This window comes from Immundisolibacter sp. (assembly GCF_028696615.1).
GTDB lineage: Bacteria > Pseudomonadota > Gammaproteobacteria > Immundisolibacterales > Immundisolibacteraceae > Immundisolibacter.
This window is the reverse complement of record NZ_JAQVGQ010000222.1, coordinates 1-4167: the sequence shown is the minus strand read 5'-3', so window position 1 is coordinate 4167 and position 4167 is coordinate 1. Positions and strand designations below refer to the sequence as shown.

General features: G+C 71.9%; 3 protein-coding genes and 1 pseudogene. All 4 read left to right on the top strand.

The genetic code is table 11. The features are described from left to right. Positions 1-216 (top strand): annotated as a pseudogene (locus PHC73_RS12040) (3-isopropylmalate dehydratase small subunit); the annotation flags it as partial. After that, complete coding sequence (gene leuB, locus PHC73_RS12035) at positions 213-1298, top strand: 3-isopropylmalate dehydrogenase (RefSeq protein ID WP_300128563.1); 1086 nt, start codon at positions 213-215, stop codon at positions 1296-1298. The pseudogene PHC73_RS12040 and the gene leuB, both read left to right, overlap by 4 nt. A 13-nt stretch (positions 1299-1311) precedes the next feature. Beyond that, positions 1312-2337, top strand: a complete 1026-nt coding sequence (locus PHC73_RS12030; RefSeq protein WP_300128560.1) for an aspartate-semialdehyde dehydrogenase — start codon at positions 1312-1314, stop codon at positions 2335-2337. 142 nt (positions 2338-2479) lie between these two features. Continuing rightward, positions 2480-4102: a FimV/HubP family polar landmark protein gene (locus PHC73_RS12025; RefSeq protein WP_300128557.1), complete on the top strand. Its 1623-nt coding sequence runs from the start codon at positions 2480-2482 to the stop codon at positions 4100-4102. Positions 4103-4167: the final 65 nt, after the last annotated feature.

Below are 4167 nucleotides of genomic sequence, written 5' to 3'. Positions count from 1 at the left end.
CGCCTGACGGTGGATCTGGAGGCGCAGCAGGTGCGCACGCCCTCGGGCGAGGTATTCGCGTTCTCGATCGACGCCGACCGCCGGCATCGCTTGCTGAACGGCCTCGACGACATTGGGCTCACCCTGCAGCACGCCGACGCCATCCGCGCTTACGAGGCGCGCCGCGCGGCAGAAGCCCCCTGGCTGTTCCCTGATCGTGCCGGAGCGAGCGCATGAGTCACACCATTCTGCTGCTGCCGGGCGACGGCATCGGTCCCGAAATCGTCGCCGAAGCGGAAAAGCTGCTGCTGGCGGTGGGCGAAAAATTCGGCCTCGATTTCACCTTCACGCGTGGCCTCATCGGCGGCTGCGCCATCGACGTCACCGGCGTGCCGCTGCCGGACGAGACGGTGGCGTTGGCGCGGGCGGCCGATGCCGTGCTGCTGGGCGCGGTCGGCGGCGAGAAGTGGGATCGCGGCCCGGCGCACCTGCGCCCGGAGCGCGGCCTGCTCGGCATCCGAAAGGCGCTCGGCCTGTACGCCAACCTGCGCCCGGCGCTGTTGTTCCCGGAGCTGGCCGGCGCCTCGACGCTGAAGCCCGAGGTGGTGGCCGGGCTCGACATCGTCATCATCCGCGAGCTGACCGGCGGCATTTACTTCGGTGAGCCGCGCGGCGTCGAGACGCTGGCCGACGGCACGCGCATTGGGCGCAACACCATGGTCTACAGCGAGGCCGAGATCGAGCGCATCGGCCGCACCGGCTTCGACATCGCGCGTCGGCGCGGCCGGCGGCTGTGCTCGGTGGACAAGGCCAACGTGCTGGAGACCAGCCAGCTGTGGCGCGACGTGATGACGCGCCTCGCGGCCGACTACCCGGACGTCGAGCTCAGCCACATGTACGTGGATAACGCCGCCATGCAGCTGGTGCGCGCGCCCAAGCAGTTCGACGTGGTGGTCACCGAGAACCTGTTCGGCGACATCCTGTCCGACTGCGCCGCCATGCTGACCGGCTCCATCGGCATGCTGCCGTCGGCGTCGCTGAACGAGACCGGCTTTGGTCTGTACGAACCGGTGCACGGCTCGGCGCCGGACATCGCCGGCCAGCAGAAGGCCAACCCGCTGGCGACGCTGTTGTCGGTGGCCATGCTGCTGCGCTACACGCTGGGGCAGGCGAGCGCGGCCGATGCGGTGGAACAGGCCGTGGCCAGCGTGCTGCGCCAGGGCCTGCGCACCGCCGACATCGCGCTGCCGGGCGAGCGGGTGCTCGGCACCGCACAGATGGGTGATGCCGTGGTCGCCGCGCTGCGCGGCGGGGTTTGACAGGACGAATCAGATGAGTCGTAAGTTCAACGTGGCCGTGGTCGGCGCCACCGGTGCGGTCGGCGAGACCATGCTGGAGGTGCTGGCCGAGCGCGGCTTTCCGATCGGCGAGCTGTATGCGCTGGCCAGCGAGCGCTCGGTGGGCAAGGAAGTGCGCTGCGGCGAGCGGCGCGTCCAGGTGCAGGACCTGGCGACGTTCGATTTCACGAAGGCCGAGATCGGCCTGTTCTCGGCCGGCGGTGCGGTGTCCGCCGAGTACGCGCCGCGCGCCGCCGAGGCCGGCTGCGTGGTGATCGACAACACCTCGCACTTTCGAAACGAACCCGACATCCCGCTGGTGGTGCCGGAGGTCAACCCGCACGACATCGCCGATTACCGCAACCGCGGCATCATCGCCAACCCCAACTGCTCCACCATTCAGATGGTGGTGGCGCTCAAGCCCCTGCACGACGCGGCGCGCATTCGCCGCATCAACGTGGCGACCTACCAGTCGGTGTCCGGCACCGGCAAGAAGGCCATCGAGGAACTCGCCCGCCAGAGCGCGGCGCTCCTGAACGGTCAGCCGATCGAGCCGCAGGTGTATCCGAAGCAGATCGCCTTCAACGCGCTGCCGCAGATCGATACCTTCCAGGACAACGGCTACACGCGCGAAGAAATGAAGATGGTGTGGGAGACGCGCAAGATCCTGGGCGAGCCCGACATCGACGTGAACCCGACCTGCGTGCGCATCCCGGTGTTCTACGGCCACTCCGAGGTGGTGCACGTCGAGTTCGAGCGCCCGCTCGGTGCCGACGAGGCGCGCGCGCTGCTGGCTGGTGCGCCGGGCGTGCAGGTGATCGACGAGCGCGCCCCGGGCGGTTATCCCACGGCGGTGGAAGCGGCTGGCGAGGACTGGGTGTACGTCGGGCGCATCCGCGAGGACATCAGCCACCCGTGTGGCCTCGACCTGTGGGTGGTGTCGGACAACATCCGCAAGGGCGCCGCCACCAACAGCGTGCAGATCGCCGAGCGGCTGATCACCGAGTATCTGGGCGGCTGAGGGGCGGTGGTGCGACTGCCGTGACCTCATGCGGTCGAATGCCCCGCAGACACGGCATCATCGTCGACGTTCACGGCACGATTCGCACCGGCGTACAGCAAACGGGAGGGCTCGGGTGGCTACACGCAAACGGCTAGGGCGCATGATGGCGCCGGTTCTGCTGCTGCCGCTGGGCATGGCGCCGCTGGCGGCGCGGGCGCTCGGCCTAGGCGAGCTGCGCGTGACGTCGGCACTCGGTCAGCCGCTGCAGGCGCGCATCGAGTTGATCGGCACCAGCGCCGCCGAGGCCGAGCTGGCCAAGGTCGGCCTGGCGTCGGCCGAGGAGCACCGCCGTCTGGGCGTCGACGGCTCGCTGGCCGGCGTGGCGCTGCGCTTTGCGGTCAAGGTCGGCGACAACGGCCGTTCCTACGTGAGTGTCACCTCGTACGAGCCGGTGCGCGAGCCTTACCTGGATTTCGTGGTCGAGGCGATCAGCCCGAGCGGCCAGGTGGCGCGGCACTACACCGTCCTGCTCGACCCGGTCGGCAGCGCGCCGCCGACGCCGGCGGCCAGCCCGGCGCCGGCCTGGTCGGCGCCGCCGGCACCGGCCGTGCCGCGACCGCCGCGCGCGTTCAATCCCTTCGCCAACGTGGGCCAGCCGCGGGCCGGCGCGACCTACGGGCCGGTGCCGCCCGGCATTACGCTGTGGACAGTGGCGCGCCGCGTGCGTCCGGCGGGGGCTGACCTCGATGCGGTGATGGCCGCCATCGTGCGTGCCAATCCGCAGGCCTTCATCAACGGTGATCCGACGCGCCTGAAGGCAGGCGTCAAGCTCACCATTCCCGAAGCGCGCGAGCTGCGGCAGACGCCGCCGGTGGCGGCGGCGGCCGAAGCGGCGCCAAGCCCGCCGCCGGCGGCAGCCGAATCGCCCCCGGCTCCGGCGTCGACGGCAGCCGCCGGCCCGATCGAGGCGCCGGCGCCGGCCGCCGAGGTGCGTGTGCTGCGCGGCGAGGATGCCAAGGCGCCGGCGCCGGTTTCCGGCGCCACCGAGGTGGGCGGCGCGCCGCGCGTGCAATTGCTGGAAGAGGCGCTCGACGCCGCGCAGCAACAGAATGAAGCCTTGCAGCGGCGCCTGGGCGCGCTCGAGGACCAGATCAAGACGCTCACCGAGTTGGTGAAGACCAGTCCTGGCGGCGAGGCGGGCGCCGCGACCGGTCAGGGCGCTGCCGGTGGCGTGACCGCGCCGCCACCTACCGCGCCCGCGCTGCCGGCCGCCGTCGCGCCCGCGCCTGCAGCGACCGCGGCGCCGGCGGGTGGTGTGATGCCTTACCTTCTGGCGGCGGCGGCCGGGCTTGGGCTGGGCGGGCTGCTGTTGTGGCGGCAGCGGCGGCGCGGGCGCGGCGAGCTGGCAGCGCCGGCCGTCGGTGCGCCGGCCGCTGCGAGCGGCGCGGCAACGGCGGCAGCGACGCCGCCGACGCAGGTCGAGTGGGTGCAGCCCACGCCCGCTGCGCCGGCGCCTGCCGCAGCCACCTCCACCGCCGCCGCGGCGGCGGTCGTGTCTGCCACCGCATCCGCTCAGCCTGCCGCGACGGCCGCCGGCGCCAGTCAGCCGCCGGCCGACGACGGCTTCGGTGATCCGGTGGACACCCAGATCGACCTGCTCACCGCTTACGTCGGCATGGCCGATGGCGCCTCGGCGCGGCAGGTGTTCGCCGAGATTCAGCGCAGCGGCACGCCGGAGCAGGTGGCCCAGGCGGCTGCCGTGCTGGCGCGCCTGGATGCCTGAGGCGATGCCGCAGCACGCTGCGCTGCCCCGATGCGCTGAGGAGCGCACGCGGTTTTGCGGATTGC

What these genes read in the sequence shown, in the direction of transcription:
- leuB (WP_300128563.1), top strand. Translation starts at nt 213, where the DNA reads ATGAGTCACACCATTCTGCTGCTGCCGGGCGACGGCATCGGTCCCGAA.
- PHC73_RS12030 (WP_300128560.1), top strand. Translation starts at nt 1,312, where the DNA reads ATGAGTCGTAAGTTCAACGTGGCCGTGGTCGGCGCCACCGGTGCGGTC.
- PHC73_RS12025 (WP_300128557.1), top strand. Translation starts at nt 2,480, where the DNA reads ATGATGGCGCCGGTTCTGCTGCTGCCGCTGGGCATGGCGCCGCTGGCG.